Origin of the sequence: Dactylosporangium sp. CA-139114 (genome assembly GCF_050955725.1) — a bacterium.
In the GTDB taxonomy this organism is placed as follows: domain Bacteria; phylum Actinomycetota; class Actinomycetes; order Mycobacteriales; family Micromonosporaceae; genus Dactylosporangium.
On sequence record NZ_CP192080.1, the window covers coordinates 3984570 to 4006580 of the forward strand.

General features: G+C 72.6%; 20 protein-coding genes. 12 read left to right on the top strand and 8 right to left on the bottom strand.

All coding sequences use genetic code 11. From position 1 onward, the window contains the following. Positions 1–2: 2 nt before the first annotated feature. Positions 3–1103: a glycoside hydrolase family 53 protein gene (locus tag ACQP2P_RS18130; RefSeq protein WP_433617496.1), complete on the bottom strand. Its 1101-nt coding sequence runs from the start codon at positions 1101–1103 to the stop codon at positions 3–5. Between the two features lie 331 nt (positions 1104–1434). On the opposite strand from ACQP2P_RS18130, the gene ligA reads away from it, so the two are divergent. Then, on the top strand, positions 1435–3546 hold the full coding sequence (gene ligA / locus ACQP2P_RS18135) for an NAD-dependent DNA ligase LigA (protein WP_433617498.1): 2112 nt from the start codon (positions 1435–1437) through the stop codon (positions 3544–3546). Between the two features lie 748 nt (positions 3547–4294). Then, a complete protein-coding gene (locus tag ACQP2P_RS18140; RefSeq protein ID WP_433617500.1) occupies positions 4295–4684 on the top strand; it encodes a VOC family protein in 390 nt (129 codons plus the stop codon). 457 nt (positions 4685–5141) lie between these two features. Here ACQP2P_RS18140 and ACQP2P_RS18145 read toward each other — a convergent pair whose 3' ends face one another. Next, the gene (locus ACQP2P_RS18145; protein WP_433617502.1) at positions 5142–7262 is read right to left on the bottom strand and encodes a hypothetical protein; all 2121 of its coding nucleotides are present in this window, start codon (positions 7260–7262) and stop codon (positions 5142–5144) included. Positions 7263–7446: 184 nt separating this feature from the next. On the opposite strand from ACQP2P_RS18145, the gene ACQP2P_RS18150 reads away from it, so the two are divergent. After that, positions 7447–8106, top strand: coding sequence for a methyltransferase (locus tag ACQP2P_RS18150; protein ID WP_433619182.1), 660 nt, complete (start codon positions 7447–7449; stop codon positions 8104–8106). Positions 8107–8196: 90 nt separating this feature from the next. Here the strand turns inward: ACQP2P_RS18150 and ACQP2P_RS18155 are convergent, their stop codons facing one another. After that, the gene (locus ACQP2P_RS18155) at positions 8197–9240 is read right to left on the bottom strand and encodes an LLM class flavin-dependent oxidoreductase (protein ID WP_433617503.1); all 1044 of its coding nucleotides are present in this window, start codon (positions 9238–9240) and stop codon (positions 8197–8199) included. Positions 9241–9305: 65 nt separating this feature from the next. On the opposite strand from ACQP2P_RS18155, the gene ACQP2P_RS18160 reads away from it, so the two are divergent. From ACQP2P_RS18160 to ACQP2P_RS18175, 4 genes are all read left to right on the top strand, one after another. Then, positions 9306–9470: a hypothetical protein gene (locus ACQP2P_RS18160; RefSeq protein WP_433617505.1), complete on the top strand. Its 165-nt coding sequence runs from the start codon at positions 9306–9308 to the stop codon at positions 9468–9470. A 225-nt stretch (positions 9471–9695) separates the two neighbouring features. Further along, positions 9696–10358, top strand: coding sequence for a zinc ribbon domain-containing protein (locus ACQP2P_RS18165; protein ID WP_433076014.1), 663 nt, complete (start codon positions 9696–9698; stop codon positions 10356–10358). 1 nt (position 10359) lies between these two features. After that, entirely contained in the window at positions 10360–11799 is a 1440-nt protein-coding gene (locus tag ACQP2P_RS18170) for a hypothetical protein (protein ID WP_433617506.1), read from the top strand. A 52-nt stretch (positions 11800–11851) separates the two neighbouring features. Continuing rightward, positions 11852–12706 (top strand): alpha/beta hydrolase family protein, encoded by an 855-nt coding sequence (locus ACQP2P_RS18175; protein WP_433617508.1) that lies wholly within the window; start codon positions 11852–11854, stop codon positions 12704–12706. A gap of 118 nt (positions 12707–12824) precedes the next feature. Here the strand turns inward: ACQP2P_RS18175 and ACQP2P_RS18180 are convergent, their stop codons facing one another. The 3 genes from ACQP2P_RS18180 to ACQP2P_RS18190 are packed head-to-tail and all read right to left on the bottom strand — an operon-like array spanning position 12825 to position 14381. Beyond that, positions 12825–13448 (bottom strand): hypothetical protein, encoded by a 624-nt coding sequence (locus tag ACQP2P_RS18180; protein ID WP_433617510.1) that lies wholly within the window; start codon positions 13446–13448, stop codon positions 12825–12827. A 33-nt stretch (positions 13449–13481) separates the two neighbouring features. Next, positions 13482–13883 (bottom strand): HIT family protein, encoded by a 402-nt coding sequence (locus ACQP2P_RS18185; protein ID WP_433617512.1) that lies wholly within the window; start codon positions 13881–13883, stop codon positions 13482–13484. Between the two features lie 42 nt (positions 13884–13925). After that, a complete protein-coding gene (locus ACQP2P_RS18190) occupies positions 13926–14381 on the bottom strand; it encodes a hypothetical protein (protein WP_433617513.1) in 456 nt (151 codons plus the stop codon). Between the two features lie 24 nt (positions 14382–14405). Between ACQP2P_RS18190 and ACQP2P_RS18195 the strand changes: the two genes are divergently transcribed. Together ACQP2P_RS18195 and ACQP2P_RS18200 are read left to right on the top strand one after the other, a co-directional pair. Beyond that, the gene (locus ACQP2P_RS18195; protein ID WP_433617514.1) at positions 14406–15686 is read left to right on the top strand and encodes an alpha-hydroxy-acid oxidizing protein; all 1281 of its coding nucleotides are present in this window, start codon (positions 14406–14408) and stop codon (positions 15684–15686) included. Next, positions 15683–16222: a DUF4232 domain-containing protein gene (locus ACQP2P_RS18200; RefSeq protein ID WP_433617516.1), complete on the top strand. Its 540-nt coding sequence runs from the start codon at positions 15683–15685 to the stop codon at positions 16220–16222. Before ACQP2P_RS18195 ends, ACQP2P_RS18200 begins: the two co-directional genes overlap by 4 nt. A gap of 47 nt (positions 16223–16269) precedes the next feature. Here ACQP2P_RS18200 and ACQP2P_RS18205 read toward each other — a convergent pair whose 3' ends face one another. Both ACQP2P_RS18205 and ACQP2P_RS18210 read right to left on the bottom strand, forming a co-directional pair. After that, positions 16270–16503, bottom strand: coding sequence for an SCO4848 family membrane protein (locus tag ACQP2P_RS18205; RefSeq protein WP_433617518.1), 234 nt, complete (start codon positions 16501–16503; stop codon positions 16270–16272). Positions 16504–16516: 13 nt separating this feature from the next. Further along, the gene (locus ACQP2P_RS18210) at positions 16517–17176 is read right to left on the bottom strand and encodes a maleylpyruvate isomerase N-terminal domain-containing protein (RefSeq protein WP_433617520.1); all 660 of its coding nucleotides are present in this window, start codon (positions 17174–17176) and stop codon (positions 16517–16519) included. Between the two features lie 287 nt (positions 17177–17463). Here ACQP2P_RS18210 and ACQP2P_RS18215 point away from each other — a divergent pair, with 287 nt between their 5' ends. From ACQP2P_RS18215 to ACQP2P_RS18225, 3 genes are all read left to right on the top strand, one after another. Further along, positions 17464–19380, top strand: a complete 1917-nt coding sequence (locus tag ACQP2P_RS18215; protein ID WP_433617522.1) for a discoidin domain-containing protein — start codon at positions 17464–17466, stop codon at positions 19378–19380. Positions 19381–19411: 31 nt separating this feature from the next. Then, positions 19412–21316, top strand: a complete 1905-nt coding sequence (locus ACQP2P_RS18220) for an RICIN domain-containing protein (protein ID WP_433617523.1) — start codon at positions 19412–19414, stop codon at positions 21314–21316. 401 nt (positions 21317–21717) lie between these two features. Beyond that, positions 21718–21996: a GlsB/YeaQ/YmgE family stress response membrane protein gene (locus ACQP2P_RS18225; RefSeq protein WP_433617524.1), complete on the top strand. Its 279-nt coding sequence runs from the start codon at positions 21718–21720 to the stop codon at positions 21994–21996. Positions 21997–22011: the final 15 nt, after the last annotated feature.

Below are 22011 nucleotides of genomic sequence, written 5' to 3' on the forward strand. Positions count from 1 at the left end.
GGTCACGCCGTCCAGGCGACGTTCGGGTTGATGTGCCCGGTCCAGTCGAACAGCGCCATGTTGTCCCACTGGTCGCCGGTGCCGTTGATGTTCGCCGGGTCCCAGCCGTTGCCCTTGACGGCGTACCAGGTCGGCTCCCAGTAGAAGACCCCGACCGCGCCGGCCGAGCGGGCCGTGTTCTGCACCGCGGTGAACTGCGCGCCCTGGCCCTGCCACGTGGCCGGGTAGCCGGAGCACGGGGCCGAGCCGCCGACGGCGTTCGCCTCCGCGTCGGCGTTCGCGGCGGTGAACGGGTAGGCGGTCTCGGCGAGGATGACCGGCTTGCCGTAGCGGGTGCGCACGTCACCGATCACCGCGGACAGGTTGGCCAGGGTGCCGTGCCACATGCAGTAGTACGACAGGCCCGTGATGTCCCAGGTCACGCCCTTGGCCCGGATGCCGTCGTAGAACCAGCGGGCGTTGGCGTCGCTGTCGGCGTCCGCGGTGTGGATGATGACCTGGGTGCCGTTGTTGCAGGCCTTGGTCGCGTTGTACCCGGACTTGAGCAGCAGGCTCAGGTTCGTGAAGTCGTTGTTGACGACCTTGCCGTCGTTCCACAGCATGCCGACGTTGATCTCGTTGCCGATCTGGACGCTGTCCGGCGTCGTGCCCTGCGCCTTCAGCGCGTTGCAGACCGACAGGGTGGAGTTGTAGACGTCGGTCTGCAGGGCCGAGATGGTGTGCGAGGCCCAGGCGGCGGGCTTGTACTGCTTGCCCGGGTCGGCCCAGGTGTCCGAGTAGTGGAAGTCGATCATGAGCTGGAGGCCCTTGGCCTTCGCCGCCCGGGCCTGGACCAGGACCTTGGCGAGGTTGTTGTAGCCGCTGGCCGGGTTGTTCCAGATGCGCAGGCGCACGTAGTTGACGCCGACGCCCTTGAGGATGTCGAGCGGATCGGCGGCGGTGCCGGCCGCGTTGTAGTACTTGGCGCCGAGGTCGAGGCTGCGCTGCAGCGACGACACGTCGGCGCCGCGCATGCTGAGGGTGGCCGCCGCGGCGGGGGCGGCGTTGCTGACGGCGATCGCGGCGCCGAGTGCCACGACGGCGACGATGGCGGTTCTTCGCACGGGCTCTCCTTCGCTGGCCGGGCTGCTGCTGTGAGCGCTCCCAGTGTTCGAACCCCGTCGCTGCCGTGTCAACCCGGTGGCAGATGGTGATGGATTCCGGGATCGTTCACGGCCGTTCGAGGCCGAGCTGCGGGCGCGGTCCGGCCACTCGGCGGCGCGCCGCGCGTCCACCTCGACGTCGCCGCCCATGAGGTGCATGACGCCGAGCGTCGCCGCCGCCCGCGGACGGCGGCAGGATGCATGTCGGCGCGGTTGACGCGGTGGGCCGGTTCCACGTACTCGCCCTCGGTCACTCCCCGATTTTGTCGTACCCCGTCGGTACGCTGCGGACATGGCCGAGGCGTTCGACACCGTTTCCGAGTACCGCTGCGCGATCGAGCAGATCAGGCAGGCCGCCGCGGCGTATTACAGCGGCCCCGACCTGGCGATGGACGACGCGGACTACGACGAGCTCATGCGGCGCGTCGCGGCGACGGAGCAGGCGCACCCGGACTGGAAGCCCGAGGACTCCCCGACGGAGGTCGTGGCGGCCGGCGAGGGTGTCGTCGGCGACGTGGTGCACAGCGAGCCGATGCTGAGCCTCGACAACGTCTTCGACGCCGAGTCGCTCACCAGGTGGGCGGCCCGGCTCGACAAGCTGCTCGGGCGCCCGGCCGCCGGCTACACCGTCGAGCCGAAGATCGACGGGCTGGCCATCGCCGCCCGCTACGAGGCCGGGCGGCTCGTGCAGGTCGCGACCCGCGGCGACGGGCGGGCCGGCGAGGACGTCACCGGCCAGGCCCGGCGGGCCGCCGGACTGCCGGAGACGCTCACCGAGCCGGTGACGATCGAGGTGCGCGGCGAGGTGTTCATGACCGACGCCGACTTCGAGGTCGCCAACGCCATGCGCACCGCGACCGGGGAGCCGCCGTTCGCCCACCCGCGCAGCGCCGCGGCCGGCACCCTGCGCGCCCAGGACCGCACCTACGACGCGCCGATGTCGTTCCTGGCCTACGGTGTGCGCGGGCTCGGCGACGGGCCGCACTCGGCCGCGATGGCGCACCTGGGCCGGCTCGGCGTCGCCTCCACCGCCGGGATGCCGGTGTGCGCGAGCATCGGCGAGATCCTGGTCGCGGTGAAGGAGCTCAACGAGAACCGCGCCACCCTCGGCTACGGCATCGACGGCGCCGTCATCAAGGCCGACGACCCCGCCGACCGGGAGCTCGCCGGGTCGGGCAGCCGGGCGCCGCGGTGGGGGATCGCCTACAAGTTCCCGGCCGACACCCGCACCACCCGGCTGAAGGCGATCGAGGTGCAGATCGGCCGCACCGGCGTCATCACGCCGGTCGCCGTGCTCGAGCCGGTGCAGATCAGCGGCGTCATCGTCACCTCGGCCACCCTGCACAACTTCGACGACCTCGTGCGGCGCAACGTCCGCCCCGGCGACACCGTCTTCGTCCGCCGCGCCGGCGACGTCATCCCCGAGATCACCGGGGCCAAGCTCGACGAGCGCCCCGCCGACGCCGAGCCCTTCGAGCCGCCGGTCGTGTGCCCCCGCTGCGGCGGCGAGATCGACCGCAGCCAGAAGCGCTGGCGCTGCACCACCGGCCGCGCGTGCGGCGCCCGCGAGGCCCTGTCCTACTACGCCAGCCGCGACTGCCTCGACATCGAGGGCCTCGGCGGCAAGATCATCGACATGCTCATCGCCGCCGGCCGCGTCACCGACCCCGCGGACCTCTACGACCTCGACGTCCCCACGCTGCTGACCTTCGAGCGCATGGGCGAGACCTCCGCGGGCAAGCTCGTCGCCGCCATCCAGGCGTCCAAGGCCCAGCCCCTCGGCCGCGTGCTGACCGGCCTCGGCGTGCGCATGACGGGCCGCTCCATGTCCCGCCGCCTGGCCGCGCACTTCGGCACCATGGACGCGCTGCTGGCCGCGACCCCGCTGGAGCTGCAGGAGGTCGAGGCGGTCGGCCCGGAGCGCGCGGTGACCATCGCCGCGGAGCTGGTCGAGCTGCGCCCGGTCATCGACCGTCTCGCGGCCCGCGGCGTGAACATGACCGAGCCCGGCTTCCGCCCGCGCGCCGCCGCCTCGTCCGTGGACGCCTTGTCCGCGGGCGCCACCTCATCGGACGCCTCATCGCCGGACGCCTTGTCGCCGGACGCCTTGTCCGCGGGCGCCTCGTCCTCGGACGCCGCGCTGGTCCGGCTGCCGCTGCAGAAGGAGGATGGGACCCCGATGACGGTCGTCGTGACCGGCTCGGTGCCGGGGCTGACGCGCAACGAGGGCAACGAGGCGGTCGAACGGCTGGGCGGCCGGTCTTCGGGCTCGGTGTCGAAGAAGACGGACCTGGTGGTGGTGGGCGAGGGGGCGGGGTCGAAGGCGGCGAAGGCCGAGGAGCTGGGGGTCGAGATCATGCCGGCGGAGGCCTTCGCCGAGCTCCTGCGCACCGCGGGCGTCTGACCACTCGGCGCAGCTGCTCGCCGTTCGGTGTTCGCCTTTCGGTGCCGCTCGCTGTTCGCTGTTCCCCGTTGCTGTTCGCTGTTCGCTGTTCATTGTTCGCTGTTGCCGTCCGCCGTTCCCGTTCGTCGTCGCGGCTCGTTCGACTTTCGGGATGCCGGCGGTCGGCGTCGGTCGTCGTCTTGGCCGCCAGTCGCAGCGCCGGGTCTCGCGCGGGTTGGCGGCTTCCTCGTGCGGCTTGCGGCTTCGGTCTCGCGCGGGTTGGCGGCTTCGGCCTCGTGCGGCTTGCGGTTTCGGTCCCGTGCGGGTTGGCGGCTTCGGTCTCGCGCGGGTTGGCGGCTTCGGTCCCGCGCGGGGTGGTGGCTTCGGCTTCGTGTGGGGGCCGCCGCGGTGGCTTCCTCGTAACCGGCGAGGAAGGCCGAGCGCTCGCCTGCCCTCGTTGCTCGTTGCTCGTTGGCCGTGCACCGCACACCACCTTTCGCACGTCGGCTTGCGACCGTCGTCCCGCCCGCCGATCCCGTCCGTGCCCGGGACGCTCCGGACGGCCTGCTCGCCCGGTGTGGCCGTGCTCGCGGGGCCGTTGCCGGGCCGCGTCCGGCTGCCGTCCACGGCGGGCCGCGCTCTGAGGGCCGTCGCTGAGCTTCCGGTCGGACCCGGTCGTCGGTGCTGTCACCCCCCTGACGTGCGCGGTTGGCGCTCGCCGCAGATCTCTCTACTCTGTAGAGAGATTTTTCGACATGGGAGGTTGCCAGTGCGGGTGAGTTCGTCTGCGGTGTCGTTCAACGTCGCCGAGCCGGTCGCGTCCAGCGCGTTTCTGCGGGAGCACTTCGGGTTCGCCGAGGCGATGTCGGCCGACGGGTTCGTGTCGCTGACCCGCGAGGACGTCGGGATGCACGTCGTCTTCCTGCGCTGCGGGCTGGCCACGCTGCCGGAGGATCAGCGGGGCGTCCACACGGCCGGCGTCATCCTCGCGTTCGTCGTCGACGATCTCGAGGGGGAGCTGGAGCGGCTCGAGCGGGCGGGGGTCGCGATCACGATGCCGCTCACCGAGGAGGAGTGGGGCGAGCGGGCGTTCCAGGTGCGTGACCCCAACGGCGTCATCGTGCAGCTCGTCGACTGGAACGGTACGCAGGGCGGCTGATCGGCCGAGCACGGGTGCCGTCGTCGCGGCGGCGGCACCCGTGCTCGCTCGGCGCGTGATGCCGGGGTGGTCCGTCGCGCCGTCGCTGTGGCGGGCGTCAGGCGGAGATGAGAGCGCGCAGGGTCGGGGCGGTCCGTCGGGCCATCGCTGTGGCGGGCGTCAGGCGGAGATGAAAGCGCGAAGGTCGTCGGGGTGATCCGTCGCGCCGTCGCTGTGGCGGGCGTCAGGCCGGGGTGAGAGCGCGGAGGTGTCGGAACAGCGGCCGGGCGTTTCGGCGGGCCGGGTCGCAGCTTCACCACATCGCCGGATTCGGGGGCCGACCTGGGCGAGGCTGTCCGACGACGCCGCGGCTTGCGGGTCGGGTGGCCGGTTCGTCCAGCGCGGCGGCCCGAGATTGCGCGGGCCGCTCGCGAGTGCCGCCTTCAGCGGTGGCGGCACTCGCGCTCGCCGGGTGTGGTCAGTGGTTCACCTTCCACACCCAGACGTCGGCGACGTGTTTGCCGGTGCCGAAGAGCTGGTCGGCGGTCTGGCGTACGGCCTCGCTGTTGTTGTGCTGGTCGGGCAGCACGATGTAGTCGGCCTGCCAGAAGGCCAGGTCCACCTTCGACTGGGCCAGCTGGTCCGGGGTGATCCGGGGCACCGTGCCGTCGTTCGCCGCGTCGTTCATGATCTGCATGGTCGGGCGCGTCGGAGCGCTGAACGTGGCGACCTTCCTCGGGTCGTCCGGGTTTGGGATGAGGAAGTAGCCGCCCGCGATGCGGAAGTCCAGGCCGGCCGCGGTGCTCCAGCGCATCGCGTCCAGGCCCTCGAACCAGCCCAGCGGCACGGCCACGACGATCGAGTTCTCCGGGATCTCGGCGCGCCAGGCGTCGGAGCTGAAGAAGGCGGGAATCGGGGGGCGGGGGGAGGCCGGCTGGGGCGTGGGGATGAGCGGTACGAGGGCGATCACCAGGGCCACCGCCCACAGCCAGCGAGCCACCGGGGTCGTGTCCTCGGACCCGGGGCGAATGTCGGTTTTGACACCCACTGCGCCATCCGACTTTCCCGGTGCCGCGGAGGTCTCGGCGACGAGCACGCCGCTGCGGGCAGGCCGATCGCCCGTCGCGGCCGAGCCGTCGTCGGACTCGGGCGCGCCGCCGGTGCCGTTCGGGGCGTCGGGAGCGGCGTCGTCGCGCGGAGCGTCGGCGTCGTGCACACCGACCACGCCGGCGGCCGTGAGCGGGGAGGCGGCGTCGTGCACACCGGTCACGCCGGCGGCCGTGAGCGGGGAGGCGGCGTCGTGCGTGCCGTCCGGTGCGGGCCGCTCGTCGCGGGCGGCCGCGCCGGCGCCGTGCTCGGCGCCGGAGGACTGGGCGGCTCCGGCGGTGGCGAGCGCCGGGACGCCGACGACGAAGCGCTCGACCACCATCGCGAGCAGCACACCCAGCAGCGGGGCGATCACCAGGCCCAGCCGCGTCGGCACCACGGAGTCGAACAGCGGCAGCTCGTGGACCCACTTCCAGGGCCCGTGCCAGGACGTCTCCTCGCCGTTGTACCTCACCACCGTGCCCAGCGACAGCACCGCGAACACCAGCGCCGTGGCGAACAGCGCCCGGGCCGCCCGCTGCCGCCACAGTGCCACGGTCGCCGCGAGCGTCAGGCCGAGCAGCGGCAGGCCGAAGAAGGTGTTTTCCTCCGTCGCGCCGCCCATTTTCCCGATCACCCCGAGATCGTCCGGCGCGAGAATGGAACGGCGGCTGAATGCCTGGAACGAGCCGAGGTCGCTGGAGAAGCCGTGCACGAAATCGGGCAGACCGCGGTAGGCCTGCGGGCCGAAGAACTGGTGGTAGAGCGGCACGGCCAGCAGCACGCCGGCGGCCACGGCGCCGACCAGCACGGCCGGCAGCGCGCTGCGGATCGCCGGGAGGTAGTCGCGCGGGTGCAGGTACACCAGCAGGAACACCGCCATTGCGACCGCGGTGAGGAAGAGGACCTCCTCGTTGATGAAGCACTGGTAGAGCACGACAGCGCCGAGCACCAGGCCCCGGCGCAGCACCGGGCCGGGCTCGCGCAGGCGCAGCACGTTCCACACGATGAACGGGATCAGGAACTGCCCGGCGATGTTCGGGTGCCCGGTGCTCTGCGAGATCATCGAGGGGGCGAACCCGCAGAAGAGCCCGCCGACCCACGCCGCGGCGCGGGACGTGACAACATGGCGGGAAAGAATGAAATACCAGGCGGCCGCGGTGCCGGCGAGAGCGATGGTGTCGATGAGCACGAACGTGACGCCTGCGCCGAACAGTAACGTGATCGGCGCTAAGGGTAATGCAAGTCCGAGAACGGAGGTGTTCGCCATCAGATTGACGCCCACCGGTGCATTCAACTGATCCGTGAAGAACGGATTGTCACCGTGCGTGAAGAAGCGTGCCGCATGCGTCAACACCCACTCGAAGAAGATCTGATCCTGGGTGTTGTCGGCAAACATCCGCCCCTGTGGATCGGCCCACAGATGCTGGAGCACCAGCACGGCACACACGACATATGTGAGCAGCGCAACGGCCGCGGCCCGGACCTCGCGGGTCTTCTCCCCGAATTTCACGGTGACACCATAGTTGCCGCCGGAAGTGCGCCGCAGGGGCTGGCGGGGGACTATCAACGCCGATACACTACGCCAGTTCTGGCAGACATGATCAGTATTCACGTAGGGGTGCAGAGTGCCGAATCCGGACGCGGCAATCCTCGGAGACCAGGCCATCCAGTCGGAGGTGCTCGAAGGCCTGGCGATGGCGAAGAACCACCGCAAGTGGTTCGTGGCGTTCGCGACGCCATACCTCGGAGATCATCCGATCGAGGTCTCGGCCGGTCTCGGTGACTACGCCGCGGAGTGGCTCGAGCACACCGGCAAGATGACGCTGACCGAGGCGGAGCACAGCCGCATCGTCGCACTCAAGGAGCGCTTCGCCGACCACCCGGGCGTCAGCGTGCGCGAGCTGCTGCTGCCCAGTGACGTGAGCGCGGACCACAGCGCCGCGATCTCGTACAACGTGCTCGAGCACATCGACGACGACATCGGCGGCCTGCGCACCATGCGCTCGCTGGTCCGCCCCGGCGGCTACGTGATCAACGTGGTCCCGGCGTTCCCGTTCGCCATGGGGCCGGCCGACATCGCCACCGGTCACGTGCGGCGCTACACCAAGAAGACGATGCGGGCGGCCATGCACGCGGCCGACCTCGAGGTCGTCAAGCTGCACTATGCCAACTCGCTCGGCCTGATCGGGTACTACGTGTCGACGTGCCTGCTCAAGCAGATGCCCGGCCCCGGCCCGATGGTCAAGTTCTACGACACCACGGTCGCCCCGATGACCCGGTTCATGGAGCGCGCCTTCCGGCCGCCCTTCGGCCAGTCGGTCATCTCGATCGGCCGTCGCCCGCTGCAGGGCTGACCCCGGCGCTTCGCACATCGCCCCAGGGCCCATCGGGCCCTGGGGCGATGTGCGTTTGCCGCCGCGTCCCGGGGCGCCGACCAGCAGCCGTCACGACCCCGCGCGGGACGACGGCGCCCAGCCCAGGGCCGGCCCCAGCCGGGTCGCGATGTCGGTCAGGATCTGCACGTAGTCGTCGTGCTCGAAGGTGAACGGCAGCGCGAAGGCGACCTCGTCGATCTCGCGGAAGGCGGCGTGCGCGTAGAGCCGCTCGGCGATCTCCTGCGCCGGGCCGACGAGGTCCGGGGCGAACATCAGGCGCGCCGGCCCCTGCGGCGTGGCCGTGCGCGGGGTGCGCCGGGCGGCGTACTCGGCATACTTCTCCCGCTGCGCCGGCGTCGCGCTGTCGGTCGGGATGACGACGAGGCCCTGCGACACGCGCGCCGCGGCGCCGTCCGGGTGGGCCGCGCGGAACGCCCGCACGTGGGCGAGCTGGATGGCGGCGAAGTCCGGGGCGGGATCCTCGGGGTCCTCGGCCTTCACGACGCTGCTCGTGAGCAGGTTCATGCCGTGCTCGCCGGTCCACTGCGCCGAGCGGAGACTGCCGCCGCCGTACCACATCCGCGACCGCAGCCCCGGCGAGTGCGGCTCCACGCGCCGCGAGAAGACCTCGAACCCCTCGATGCCCTCGAAGTCGCTGGCCGCCTCGCCCGCGACGAACGACAGGAGCCGCTCGACCCGCGCGTACGTGAAGTCCTCGGCGTCCGCGGTGTCCGGATACAGCGCGGCGCGGACGCGGTCGTAGTGCATCGGCGGCCCGACGCTGATGCCCGGGTTGAGCCGGCCGCCGCTGAGCAGGTCGACGGTCGCGAGGTCCTCGGCCAAGCGCAGCGGGTTCTCCCAGCCCAGCGGCGTCACGGCGGTGCCCAGCTCGATCCGGGCGGTGCGCTGCGACGCCGCCGCGATCACCGTCAGCGGCGAGCTGATCCCGTGCTGCAGGTGCCGGTGGCGCAGCCACGCGCTGTCGAAGCCGAGCCGCTCGCCGAGCGCGATGACCTCGAGCGTGGACTCGTGCCCGGCCGCCGGATGCTGCGGGTCGAACAGGCCGATGGTGAGGAAACCCAGCCTGCGCAGGGGCTTGTCGGGTGCGGGCATGTGCGTGCTCCTGGAGTGTTTCATGTGGACGGTGCCGGGGGTATGGATCGACCATTCCGAACCCCTTGACCCCGGAGGCCGTCGTGTCGGCTCAGGCCGTGCTCTACATCATCGCCATTGTCCTGCTCGTCGTCGCCGCGCTGCCCGTGCCCGTGCGGGGTGTGAACCTCGCCTGCCTCGCGGCCGCCTGCGCGCTGCTGGCCTTCGCCTGGCCGACGATCACGGCCTGAGCCGGGCGGCGCCCGGCCGCCCCGCCCGGCGGCCGCGGCGCCACCCCGCCCCGGCGCCCGAACGCGTTCGGGGCATCGACCGCAACCGTGCAGTGCTACGTGCCGTTGCGCAGGTCGGAGCCGATCAGGCGATGTCATATGAACGACTTGCCGATCATGTCCCCGGCGAGCAACAGGTACAACAGGCAGGTACGCCGGTTGCTCTCGAATAGGGGTTTGTCGCCGATGGCTGGCATGGTGCCGTTCACCAACAACTACTCGGACCACTCGACCCGCGAGGGGTACCAGTTCGAGTTCAACTGCATGCGGTGCGGAAACGGGTACTCCTCCTCGTTCCAGCACTCCGTCACCGGCTTCGGCGGTCGTCTGCTGCGCATCGGCGGCGACCTGCTCGGCGGGGAGATCGGCAACAAGGCCTCCCAGATCGGCTGGGACGCGGAGTGGATGCGCGACGGCGTGCGCGGCTCGACCCGCGACAAGGCCCTGGCCAAGGCGGCCGAGGAGATGCAGGTCCACTTCACCCAGTGCCACCGCTGCGGCCAGTGGGTGTGCCAGCAGGTCTGCTGGAACCACGAGCGCGGCCTGTGCACGAGCTGCGCCCCGCGCCTCGACCAGGAGATCGCCGGCATGCAGGCGGCCGCCCAGGTCAACCAGCTGCACGAGCAGATCAACCAGGTCAACTGGACCCAGGGCGTCAACTACCGCGACCAGGCCGTGGGCCGGTGCCCCTCCTGCATGAACGAGACCGGCGGCGGCAAGTTCTGCCAGCACTGCGGCACCCCGCTGGCGGCGGCCCCGGCGCAGCAGAAGAAGTTCTGCGGCAACTGCGGCACGCCGACGAGCCCGGGCGCGATGTTCTGCGCCGAATGCGGCCAGTCGACGGCCTGACGTGCACTACCGCCTCATCGCCGACGGTGGTGCCCTGCTCGACGAGGGCGGCGGCACCGCCGAGATGGCCGGCGGCGCGCTGGTCGTGACCCCCGAGCAGGGTGCCGTCCTGCGGGTCGCGCCCGGGGACGTCGTCGAGATCCAGGAGCCGCAGCCGTACGTCGTGCTGCTCACCCTCGCCGACGGCGCCCGGCTCGAGCTGAGCCGCCTCGGCGCGATGCGCACCCAGCTGCTCGCGGAGCTGTCCGAGGCGCGGGTCGCCGACACCGAGCGGGTGCTGCTCCTCGACGGCGTCGGCTCGGCCGAGGCGTTCCCCGGGTGGGCCGACGGCTCCCCGGCCGAGCTGCGGCTCTACGACGACGCGCTCGTGATCGTCCCCGACGCCGGGCTCGCCGAGAAGCTCCCGTACGCGTTCATCAAGGGCGTGACGACCGACAGCAGCGGGTACACCATCGGCATCGACGTCCCGGGGCGCCCCCCGATCGCCGTCGGCCGGCTCGCCCGCCGCACCGGCGAGTTCCTCGACCTGCTGCGCGCCCGCACCGCCGCCGCGTCCGGGCGCACCAGCCACTTCCTCGCCGCCCTGCTGCCCGGCCTCGGCCCGGTCGCGCTGCGCTCGGTCGCGGCGCAGCTGCGCGACGGGCTCGCCGCCCCGCGCGAGGGCCTCGAGGCGGTCGAGGCCGGCGTGTTCGCGGCCCTGATCAACGCGGCCACCCGGCCCGAGCGGGTCGCGAGCACCCAGCACCTGCTCGGCCTGGGGCGGGTGTGGCTGGGGTTCAAGCAGACGGTGTCCGTGCGGCGGGAGGGCTCCGGCGCCGGCCCGTGGCGCGACTCCGCCCGGCCGCCGGTCCTCGACCACGACGGGCGGGCGGGCTACTTCGGCTCGGGCCTGCCCGGGATGCTCGCCGCGGGCTTGGTCTCGGGCGCGGGGTCGGGCTTCGACGGCCCGTTCGACGCCTACGGCCCCGGGCTCGCCTACGGCATGCTCGGCACCATGGGCGGCTTCCAGAGCGGCAACGCCGCCGGCCCCCATCTGCCCCGTTCGGTCTTCCCGCACGAGTCCGTCACCCCCGCGTCCACCGACCACGCGGCGCTCACGGACGCGGCGGACCCCGCGGTGCTCGCGTTCCTGCTGGTCCTGACCCCGTCCGGGCACCTGGTCCACGAGGTGCTCAACGCGGCCGACCACGCCACCTACGTGTTCACCTGCCGCGACGCCGACCAGGCGGCCCAGCTCAACCGGGCCCTGGACCTGCTCGGCTTCCGCGTCGAGGGAATCCACGCCGACGCGACCTCGGCGGCCTCGCAGTACCGCAAGACCGCCGAGCGCCTGCCGGCCCTGCGGGTCCTGCGGGAGCGCTTCGCCGGACGCGTGCTCCACACCGACGGCTGGACCGAACAGCTGAAACTGGCGATTTCACGGATCCCGGGCCCCGCCTGACCTGGACACACTGACGCGCATCGAAGTTACCCTCCTCAACCGGGAGACAACGGTGCGAAACACCCCCGCCATCCGGCTCGCGCTGCGCGTCGGGCTGCTCCTCACCCTCATGGGCTCGGCCGTCGCCGCGGTCGCGCCCCCGGCCCTGGCGGACGAGATCGGCCAGGCGCCGACCGCGTCCAACATCACCGGCAACGGCAGCTTCGCCACCACCTCGGCGAGCATCCCCAGCACGGTCAGCGGCTTCGGCGGCGGCCGCGTGTACTACCCGACCGCCGCCGGGCAGTACCCGGTGATCGCCATCTCGCCCGGGTACACCGCCACCTGGTCCAGCCTCGCCTGGATCGGCCCCCGCCTGTCCTCGTGGGGCTTCGTGGTGGTCGGGATCGAGACGAACTCGATCTACGACCAGCCGGCCAGCCGCGGCAGCCAGCTCCTCGCCGCGCTCAACTGGGCCGTCGGCTCGTCGCCGACGGCGGTGCGTTCCCACGTCGACGGCAGCCGCCGCGGCGTGGCCGGGCACTCCATGGGCGGCGGCGGCACCCTCGAGGCGCTCGCCGCCGACACGACGGGGCTGGTCAAGGCCGGCGTCCCGCTCGCGCCCTGGAACACCGACAAGACCTGGAACACCGTGAGCGAGCCGGTGCTCATCGTCGGCGGCCAGTCGGACACGGTCGCCCCGCCGGCGAGCCACGCCATCCCGTTCTACAACACCCTGGCCGGTCCCAAGACGTACGTCGAGCTGACGGGCGCCAGCCACTTCTTCCCGCAGACCACGAACCCGACCGTGTCGCGGGCGATGGTCTCCTGGTTCAAGCGGTGGGTCAGCCAGGACTCGCGCTTCACCCCGTTCACCTGCGGGTTCACGGGCGCGGCGGTGTCGAGCTTCCGCAGCAACGCCTGCTAGGTGACGTGCCGTGGATGGTCCCGCGCCTCGCGCACCCCGCCGATACGCGGGACCATCCGCGGCAGCCGCCCGGCCACCTCGCGGGGATCGCCGCTGTCCCACGCCGGCCCGGCCGGGGCTAGGGCGCGCGGGTGTCCGGGACTTCGACGGTGGTCGTGATCCGGGCCAGCGACGGGTGGCGCGGCGTCGAGGCGAACCCGAAGCGCACCGGCGGCTCCACGCCGGTCAGCGGCCCGAGGTCGCGCCCGTCCCACGTGGCGGTGGCGGCGGCGACGGGGTGGAGGTCCCGCACGCCGTACCACTCCCGCCGCCCGTTGCCCGCGCTGCCGTGCGTGCGCACGCCCCGCAGCGCCAGGCGCGCCGGCAGATCCACGAGGCGCACCCAGCCCGGGTGTCGCGCCAGTCCCGACGGCACCGCCCGCAGCAGCCATCCCAGCGCGCCCCGGCGGCCCACGGCGAACTCCAGCCGCAACGGCCCCGCCTCGACCCGCCAGCCCCGCCCGGCGCTCTCGCCCACGGCCACGCCAACGTCCACGACCCGCACCTCGTCGAAGACGTAGGTGGCGGCCACGAACGCCGCCAGCTGCGGTGTCTGGGCCAGCAGCACCCGGTGGCCGCCGGGGTGCTCCACCATCACGTCGCTGACCGGCCCGAACGGCGAGCGCGGCCAGTGCCCGAGCACGAGCCGCGTCCCGCTGCCCGTCCCGATCCCGGCGATCCACCCGTCGAAGCGCACGCGCACGTGATCCCCATACCCCGCGGGCGCCGTGGATCCCTACCGTTCGGCGAGGGCCGCGCGGATGCGCTCGGCGGCGTCGTCCAGCGCCGCGGGGTCCGGGTGCTGGTCGGCCCGGGCGAAGTCGAAGTCGTCCATGCCCCACGTGGGGAAGACGTGGATGTGCAGGTGCGGCACCTCGAACCCGGCCACGACGAGCCCGGCGCGCGGGGCGTCGAAGGCGCGCTGGACGGCCCGGCCGATGGTCTGCGCGACCGCGGCGCACTTCGCGAACAGGTCAGGGTCGGCGGCGGTCCACTGGTCCACCTCCCGGCGTGGGACGACCAGCGTGTGGCCGGGCCGCAGCGGCGCGATGCTGAGGAACGCGGCGACGTCGTCGTCCTGCCACACGAATCGGCCGGGAAGCTCACCGGCGAGGATCTTCGAGAAGACGCTGCTCATGAACCCCCACCCTACTGGCCGCGCGGGGGCCGGGCGCCCTCGTCACCGGCGGCGGGCCAGCTCCACCGTCAGAACCCGGCGCAGGGCCGCGACGACGTCCCCGGGCGGGAAGCGGGTCAGGGCCCGCGCCTCGGCCCGGCGCAGCGCCGCGCCCAGGGTCGCCGGCTCGGACCCGCGGGCGACGGCGATCAGCCAGGCCTCCAGCAGGGTCGGGTCGGCCGGGAGCTCCGGGTCGGCCGGGGGCGGCGGGGCGGGCGCGGGCCGCGGCGGCAGGGGCGTGCCGGCCGAGGCGTACCGGGCCGGGGGCACGCCCACGCGGTACGGGTGCACGCACGTCGGGGTGCCCGTGACCGCGTGCACCCGGTAGCCGAGCGCCGCGTCGTAGGGGATGCCGGGGCCGGGGCGCTCCGCCACGTCGAACGCGCCGAGGGGCAGGGACTGGCCGGGGCAGGCCACGCAGGTCGCGTCCCGCAGCTCGTCCTCGCTCGGCAGGGGCATCGGGCTCAGGGTACCGTCCGCGCCATGAGTATCGGGCGGGCCCGGCAGGGCGTGGTGTACCGGCAGGGGGCGCTCGGGCGGCGGCCCGCGGTGCCCACCGACGCCGCCGAGCTGGAACGGGCGGCGCACCGGCGGATGTCCCGGCGGGCCTGGGCCTACGTGGCCGGCGGCGCCGGCGAGGGCGCGACGATGCGGCACAACCGGGCCGCGTTCGAGCGCTGGCGGATCCGCCCGCGGATGCTGCACGGCGTCACCGAGCGCGACCTGCGCACCGAGGTCTGCGGCACGCCCCTGGCCGCGCCGCTGCTGCTCGCGCCCGTCGGCGCGGGGGCGCTCGTGCGGCGGGACTCCGACGTGCTCATCGCGCGCGGGGCGGCGGCGGCCGGGGTGCCGTACGTGCTGTCCAACCAGGGCTGCAGCCCGATGGAGCGCACCGCCGAGGCGATGGGCGAGACGCCGTTCTGGTACCAGCTCTACTGGTCCACCGACGAGCGGCTCGTCGACTCCATGGTCGGGCGGGCCGAGGCGTGCGGGGCCCGGGCGCTCGTCGTCACCCTCGACACCACCATGCTCGGCTGGCGGCCGCAGGACCTCAACCTCGGCTCGCTGCCGTTCGCGCGGGGGCAGGGCATCGCGCAGTACACCTCGGATCCGCGGTTCATGGAGATCGTCCGGGAGCGTGCACAGGCTCCGGCGGCCAAGGCCCAGGTCACCCTCGGCGCCCTGCGCACGCTGCTGTCGATCGCCCGCGAGCACCCCGGCAGCACGTGGGCCAACCTGCGGGCCCGGGAGCCGCGCGCGGCCGTCGAGACGTTCCTCGACATCTACTCCAACCCGGGGCTGAGCTGGGAGCACCTCGCGACGCTGCGCGGCCGGACCCGGCTGCCGATCCTGCTCAAGGGCATCCTGGACCCGGCCGACGCCCGGCGCGCCCTGGACGCCGGCGTCGACGGGATCATCGTGTCCAACCACGGCGGCCGCCAGGTCGACCACGCCGTGGCCGCCCTCGACGCCCTGGTCGCGATCCGCTGCGCCGTCGGCGCCGGGCCCACGCTGCTGTTCGACAGCGGCATCCGCACCGGCGCGGACGTGTTCCTCGCCCTGGCCCTCGGCGCCGACGCGTGCCTGCTCGGCCGCCCGCACCTGTACGGCCTCGCGCTCGCCGGCGCCGACGGCGTCCGCCAGGTGATCGAGAACGTGCTCGCGGAGCTGGACCTGACGATGGCCCTGACCGGCGTGGCGAATCTCGCCGGGCTGACTCCGGACGTGCTGCGGCCCGCGCCTGAGGGCAGGATCGACGCATGAGGATCACGGGGGTACCACTGCTGGCGCTGCTGCTGCTCGCCGGCTGCGCACGGCCCGGCCTGGAGCCGCAGAACACGCTGCCGACCACGACATCGGCCCGCCCGAGCGTGACCCCGTCCGCCGAGTCCGCGGCCTGCCCCGACGGCGGGCTGCGGCTCTGGGTGGATCGGGGCGACGCGGCCATGGGCTACCGCGAGACAGGCCTGCACCTGCAGAACTGTGGCGACCGGCCGGTGACCGTCAGCGGGCGGCCCGAGGTCGTCGTGCTCGGCAAGGACCGCGACCCGCAGGACGTCGCGATCGTGCCCGGCCGGCGGCACAGCGAGTCGGCGCACCCCGTCGCCCTGGCCCCGGGGCAGAGCACGGTGGCGGTGCTGGCGTGGCGCAACACGTACGACGACATCAGCAAGCCGCCCGTGAGCGGCGTCTATCTCGCCGTGACGCCGACGCCCGGCGCCGCGCGGCAGATCCTGCAGCCCCCCGTCCCGCTGGATCTCGGCTCGACGGGGAAGCTGGAGGTCAGCGTGTGGCTCTAGGGTGGCGCCCTGTGCGGATACCGGCGCCGGCCGACATGCTGCTGCGTCTACGACCTGCGGCTCGCCCGCCACCCGCGGACGCCCAGCACGCCGACGGCGGTGCCGAGGATCAGGGAGACGGCGATGAGCACCGCGTGAACGGTGAAGAAGGCGGTGGGGTGCCCGGCGGCGTCCCAGGCCCGGTCGTCCTGCCAGATGGCGACGAGGAACCGGGGCCAGATGACCCAGGTCCAGACCCCGACGAGCACGAGCAACACCGACCAGCGACGCGACAACACCACCCTCGAAGTATGCCTACCGCCCGAGCGTGAGCCGGCGCACCCCGTGCCGCTCGAGGTCGGCGGCCTGCTCCGGGGTCGGCGCGGCCCGCCCGGTCGCGACCCGCAGCAGCGTGAGCGGCGCCCAGCCCAGCTCCGCGCCGCCGTACAGCCCGGCGAGCAGCCGCGCCGCGGGTGCGGTCAGCCACGGCTCCCGGCCGAGCGCGTCGGCGAGGTCCAGCCCGTGGATGCCGGCCTCCAGCACGCGCGTGACCAGGAAGTCCGTGAGCAGCATCGCGTCGCCGTGCCGGGTGCGCACGACCCGCCCGGCCGGCTCGCGGCGGCAGCGCCCGATCGCGTCCTCGCGCGCGGTGGCGAGCCGGCGCACCAGTTCGGGGCCGCCCGCCTCGGCCGCGGCCCGCCGGCCCGAGTCGATCCGTTCGGCATCGGTACCGCCGGAGAACCGCTCGTCCGCCCGGAAGTACCCGGCGGCGTCGATCTCGGCCCGCTCGGGCGCGGGGACGTCGAGCATGCCCGGCACCCGCACGACGCCGGCCACGACGTGCCCGAGCAGCTCCGCGGCGTTCCAGGGCGGGCAGGGGCTCGGCCGCGCCCAGTCCGGCTCGGGCACGTCCCGCAGCGCCTCGACGAGCCGCCCGGTCTCGGCGGCCCACGCGTCCAGCGGATCAACGGTCATGCCGACACGGTAAAGGGGGCCCGAGTTCCGGGCGGCACCGGTGATTGCCCAATGCTCTGCCGTCTGAGCTACCGCCGCGTGCGCGGCGGGCGGGACTCGAACCCGCGACACCTGGATGACGAAGTATCCGATACCTGCGCACCGGGCCCCCGGCTCGCGCCGCCGATGACCGTAGCAGCGGCCCCCGCACGAGCGCCCGGCAATTTCTTGACATCAGTCGAAGCCGATGCTGTGCTTCACGCAGCACGTTACATTCTTGTTTCATCTGTTACACGCGGGAGATGCGTATGCAGCGCAGGGTGTTCTGTCTCGTCGCGGCCGGCGCGGCGGTCGCGGCCGGTCTCACCGGGGCCACCGCGGCCGAGGCGAGCGCCGCGCCCTCGGCCCGGGTCTGGGTCACCACGATCGACCGCGCCGAGCTGATGCACGAGCGGGCCGCCGTCGCGTTCACCACGAACGCGAGCAGCCGCACGACGGTCACGGTCGACCCGAGCCGCACGTACCAGAGCATGGACGGCTTCGGCGCCTCGATCACGGACTCGTCGGCGGCCGTGCTCTACCGGCTCTCGCCCGCCAAGCGGGCCGAGGCGATGCAGGCGCTCTTCGACCCGGCCAAGGGCGTCGGCGTGAGCTTCCTGCGGCAGCCGATCGGGGCGTCGGACTTCACGGCGCAGCCCGAGCACTACACGTACGACGACATGCCGCCGGGGCAGACGGACTACCTGCTCACCCGCTTCAGCATCGCGCACGACCAGGCGCAGATCCTGCCCCTGCTGCGGGAGGCCAGGCGGCTCAACCCGCAGCTGAAGATCATGGCGACGCCGTGGAGCCCGCCGGCGTGGATGAAGACCGGTGAGTCCCTCGCCGGCGGGGAGCTCAAGGACGACCCGAAGGTGTACGCCGGCTACGCCTTCTACCTGACCAGGTTCGTCCTGGCCTACTCGGCGGCCGGCGTGCCCGTGGACTACATCACGATCCAGAACGAGCCGCAGAACCGCGACGCGGGCGGCGGGCCGGTGATGGGGCTCAACACCACCCAGGCCGGGAAGGTCATCGAGATCCTCGGGCCGCTGCTGCGCCTGGTGAGCCCGCGCACGAAGATCCTCGGCTACGACCACAACTGGCAGACCCACCCGAACGACATCGCCAACACCCCGCCCGGGCAGGACCCGGAGGCCGACTACCCGTACCGGCTGCTGCAGAACCCGGCGAGCCGCTGGCTCGCGGGCACGGCGTACCACTGCTACTACGGCGACCCGAGCGCGATGACCGCCCTGCACAACGCCGACCCCGGCAAGGGCATCTGGTTCACCGAGTGCTCCGGCTCGCACGGCGCGAACGACACCCCGGCGCAGTACTTCACCGACACCCTGAAGTGGCACGCGCGCACCATCACCGTCGGCGTCACCCGCAACTGGGCCAAGTCGGCGGTCACCTGGAACCTGGCCCTGGACTCGGCCGGCGGCCCGCACCTCGGCGGCTGCGGCACCTGCACCGGCCTCATCACGGTCCAACCCGACGGCTCTTGGACCACTGACGCCGAGTACTACACCATCGGGCACCTGTCCAAGTTCGTGAAGCCCGGCGCGGTCCGCATCGCCAGCACCAGCTTCGGCAACCCCGCCTGGAACGGCGAGGTCACCGACGTGGCCTTCCGCAACCCGGACGGGTCCACGGTCCTGGTGGCCCACAACGAGAACGACGCGCCGAGAACGTTCACGGTCGCGGTCGGCGGCCACTCGTTCGACTACACCCTGCCCGGCGGCTCGCTCGCCACGTTCACCTGGCCGAAGAGCAAGGTGCTCGACGACGGCCTGCGGCTGCTGCCCATCGCGGGCGCGACGGCGTCGTCGTCGCCCGCGAGCCCCGACGCCGCCCTCGCCGTCGACGAGGACGCCACGACCCGCTGGTCCAGCGGCACGGCGCAGGAGCCGGGGCAGTACCTCCAGGTCGACCTCGGCTCGGCACGCACCTTCCGCCGGGTCGCCATCGACAGCGGCGCGAGCGCCGGCGACTACGCCCACGGCTGGCAGCTGTCCACCAGCGCCGACGGCACCCACTGGACGACCCTCGCCCAGGGCGCCGGGGCCGGACAGCTGACCAATGTGGACGTTCGCCCCACGACGGCCCGGTACCTGCGGATCACCTCGACCGCCGCGACCGGGAACTGGTGGAGCCTCGCCGACATCCGCCTGTACGCCTAGTTCCGCCCCACCACACCGAAGGAGCACCGCCATGCGCCTGCGTCTGCTGGCGATGAGCACGGCCGCCACCGTGCTCGCCGCCGGCGTGGCCTACGTCGTCGCCCAACCCGCCCCCGCGCTCGCCGCCACCTCGGCGAGCGTGTGGCTGACGACCCCGGACCGTGCCAACCTGCTGTCCCAGAAGAGCGCCATCCCATTCGGTACCGCGGGCAGCGGCGCCGTCATCACGGTGAACCCGAACACCACCTACCAGTCGATGGTCGGCTTCGGCGCCTCGCTGACCGACGCCAGCGCCTACCTCATCTACAACTCCCCGGCCCGCAACACCGTCATGAACAACCTGTTCAGCCCGTCCTCCGGCATCGGGCTGAACTGGCTGCGGCAGCCGTTGGGCGCCTCCGACTTCTCGCGCAGCTTCTACAGCTACGACGACGGGTCGGCCGACCCGAGCCTGTCGCGCTTCTCCGTCTCGCACGACCAGGCCTACATCCTGCCCCTGCTCACGCAGGCGAAGTCGATCAACCCGCAGGTGCAGGTCATGGGCGTGCCGTGGAGCGCGCCGGGCTGGATGAAGACCAGCGGCAACCTGGTCGGCGGCTCGCTGTCGACCGGCTACGAGGGCGCGTTCGGCGACTACCTGGTCAAGTCGGTCCAGGCGTACCAGGCGGCCGGGGTGCCGATCCAGTACCTGTCGATCCAGAACGAGCCGCAGTTCTCCCCGCCCGGCTACCCCGGCATGCTCATGCAGTCCGACCAGCAGGTCCGCATCATCAACTCGCTCGCCCCGAAGCTGGCCGCGGCCGGGACGGGCACGAAGATCCTGGCCTGGGACCACAACTGGGACAACACGTCGTTCCCGCAGCAGGTGCTCGCCGGCGCCGGCAACAACGTGGCGGGCACCGCGTGGCACTGCTACGGCGGCACCCCGAGCGGGCAGACGACCGTGCACAACGCGTACCCGAGCAAGGACGTCTTCTTCACCGAGTGCTCCGGCACCGAGTCGGGCAACACGTTCGCGGACTCGCTGCTGTGGCAGGGCCGCAACCTCGCGATCGGCGCGACCCGCAACTGGGCCAGGACGGTCACGACGTGGAACATGGCCCTGGACACCAACCACGGCCCGGTCATCGGCTCGTGCACCAACTGCATGGGCGTGGTGACCGTCAACGGCGGCACCATCACGTACAACGCCGAGTACTACGTGCTCGGGCACCTCGCGAAGTTCGTCAAGCCGGGCGCGGTCCGCATCGACTCGACGAACCAGGGCCAGGGCGGCATCGAGAACGTCGCCTTCCGCAACCCGGACGGCTCGATCGTGCTCGTGGCGGTCAACTCCGGCGGGGCGCAGAACTTCCAGGTCTCCTTCGGCGGCTCCTCGTTCGGCACGAACCTCCCGGCCGGGGCCATGGCCACCTTCACGTGGCCGGGCGGCACCGTCACCCCGACCTCGAACCCGCCCACCACGGGCGGCGGCGGGGGCGGCCAGCCCAGCACCAGCGCGTGGTACCAGGTGATCAACACCAACAGCGGCAAGTGCCTCGACGACACCGGCTGGGGCACCGCCAACGGCACCGCGCTGCAGCAGTGGTCGTGCAGCAGCCCGGCCGCGACGAACCAGCAGTGGCAGTTCCGCTCGGTCGGCGGCGGCTCCTACAACGTCGTGAACCGCTACGCGACCGGCCTGTCGTGGGACGTCGCCGGCGGCACCGGCGCGACCGGCGACGGGGCGCAGGTGCACCTGTGGTCCTACGGCGGCGCCACGAACCAGCAGTGGCAGGCGGTCGCGAACGCCGACGGGTCGTACCGTTTCATCGCCCGCAACAGCGGCAAGTGCCTCGACGTGAAGGACGTGTCGACGGCTGACGGGGCGCAGGTGCAGCAGTGGTCGTGCACCGGCGGCCCGGCCCAGTCGTTCCGGCTGGTCGCCCAGCCCTAAGTCGCATCGGCACAGCGGCCGCCGCGCCACAACGGCGCGGCGGCCGGCTCGGTCCGGCCGGCGACCAGCCCGGCCGTCGGCCATCGGATGGTTCGCCGGTCGGGGTATGTGTCGGACTCTGGTGCGGCAGTGCGGGCATGGCGCCGGTCGCGGGCCGTGGATGCGGCCGGCGCCATACCGCCGTGTCGTGCCGTCCCCCGCGGCCACCGGGGGAGGTCACCTGGCTGCCGGTGAGCTTGTGCGATCGCGTGCTTCGCTTCCGGTACCACCAGTCTCAGCAGGCGGCTCCCGGCACACCGCCGATTTTCCACGAAGCCACCCGATCGATGTCGTGTTTGGTGCGCCCGGCCGAGGGGCATCAATGAGTCGACCGGAACACGAAGAGTCTTCGAGGAGGAGCAGTGACTGTCACCGGAATCATCACGGCGCTCATCGTCGGTCTGATCGTCGGTGCGCTGGGTCGGCTGGTGGTTCCCGGCCGGCAGAGCATGTCGATCCTGGTCACGATGGTCGTCGGTGTCATCGCCGCGCTGCTGGGCACCGTGCTCGCCAACGCCATCGGCATCTCCACCGACACCCCGGGTGTCGACTGGGGCGAGCTGCTGGTCCAGGTCGTGCTCGCGGCGGTCGGTGTGGCGCTCGTCGCCGGCCTGAGCGGCCGCGGCCGCCGGGCTCTGTAACGAGTATCGCCTGAC

What these genes read in the sequence shown, in the direction of transcription:
- ACQP2P_RS18210 (WP_433617520.1), bottom strand. Translation starts at nt 17,176, where the DNA reads ATGACCGTTGATCCGCTGGACGCGTGGGCCGCCGAGACCGGGCGGCTC.
- ACQP2P_RS18190 (WP_433617513.1), bottom strand. Translation starts at nt 14,381, where the DNA reads ATGCCCCTGCCGAGCGAGGACGAGCTGCGGGACGCGACCTGCGTGGCC.
- ACQP2P_RS18185 (WP_433617512.1), bottom strand. Translation starts at nt 13,883, where the DNA reads ATGAGCAGCGTCTTCTCGAAGATCCTCGCCGGTGAGCTTCCCGGCCGA.
- ligA (WP_433617498.1), top strand. Translation starts at nt 1,435, where the DNA reads ATGGCCGAGGCGTTCGACACCGTTTCCGAGTACCGCTGCGCGATCGAG.
- ACQP2P_RS18215 (WP_433617522.1), top strand. Translation starts at nt 17,464, where the DNA reads ATGCAGCGCAGGGTGTTCTGTCTCGTCGCGGCCGGCGCGGCGGTCGCG.
- ACQP2P_RS18165 (WP_433076014.1), top strand. Translation starts at nt 9,696, where the DNA reads ATGGCTGGCATGGTGCCGTTCACCAACAACTACTCGGACCACTCGACC.
- ACQP2P_RS18220 (WP_433617523.1), top strand. Translation starts at nt 19,412, where the DNA reads ATGCGCCTGCGTCTGCTGGCGATGAGCACGGCCGCCACCGTGCTCGCC.
- ACQP2P_RS18200 (WP_433617516.1), top strand. Translation starts at nt 15,683, where the DNA reads ATGAGGATCACGGGGGTACCACTGCTGGCGCTGCTGCTGCTCGCCGGC.
- ACQP2P_RS18155 (WP_433617503.1), bottom strand. Translation starts at nt 9,240, where the DNA reads ATGCCCGCACCCGACAAGCCCCTGCGCAGGCTGGGTTTCCTCACCATC.
- ACQP2P_RS18195 (WP_433617514.1), top strand. Translation starts at nt 14,406, where the DNA reads ATGAGTATCGGGCGGGCCCGGCAGGGCGTGGTGTACCGGCAGGGGGCG.
- ACQP2P_RS18150 (WP_433619182.1), top strand. Translation starts at nt 7,447, where the DNA reads ATGGCGAAGAACCACCGCAAGTGGTTCGTGGCGTTCGCGACGCCATAC.